Source organism: Acetobacter indonesiensis (genome assembly GCF_000963945.1).
Classification (GTDB): Bacteria; Pseudomonadota; Alphaproteobacteria; order Acetobacterales; family Acetobacteraceae; genus Acetobacter; species Acetobacter indonesiensis.
Window position 1 is genome coordinate 1 of the sequence record NZ_BAMW01000106.1, and the last position, 661, is coordinate 661.

Below are 661 nucleotides of genomic sequence, written 5' to 3' on the forward strand. Positions count from 1 at the left end.
TCCACGCGCAATCGCATGCGTTATGTTGGCATTCCAGAAGATGGAACCAGTCGTTTTTCGGATACCGATACCCGCACCCGCTATATTGCCACCCTTGAGTGCAGGCGGGAGAGCACGAGAACGATAGCCCGCACGGGTCATTCCGCCATCAAGAATACCGTAGAGTTCAGCCCCTTCGACAAACAGACGACAGAACCCGGCATACGCACCGCATCCATGGTTCATGCCAGGATGCGCAAACTGCCAGGATACATCATTACGGATGTAAATCCCGTCATTCCCCAAAAGCATCTGACGCAAAAAACCACGAACGGTATAAGGGCCACCCAACTGCAACTGATCTGTCGTGAACTGATTACGCGTGCTGTATTCGCCATGCACGGACGTATGCCACAACAACCCCAGAGGTAGCGGCTTGTAACCGTCAATATCGAGTGTAGGCTTGACATATTGCGTATGGGGATCAGCTTCCCCCGGATTATCATAGGCAGAATGCGTACCAACAGCGCCAACACCGAACCGCATACCTAGGCTCAGGACCTATTAATTTATTGAACTGAGCGAGAGCTTGTGATTCACAGGCTTACCGATGGAGGGTAGGCCTGTGAGTGAGGTATTTTTGCTGTCTGAGCGCCAGATGGAGCGGATTGAGCCGTTTTTT

At 52.0% G+C, this 661-nt stretch carries 1 protein-coding gene; it reads right to left on the minus strand.

Annotation, left to right across the window (positions count from 1 at the left end):
• A partial coding sequence (locus Abin_RS15360) for a ShlB/FhaC/HecB family hemolysin secretion/activation protein (protein WP_258027434.1) occupies window positions 1-525 on the minus strand: 525 nt, incomplete at its 3' end.
• Between the last annotated feature and the right edge of the window lie 136 nt (window positions 526-661).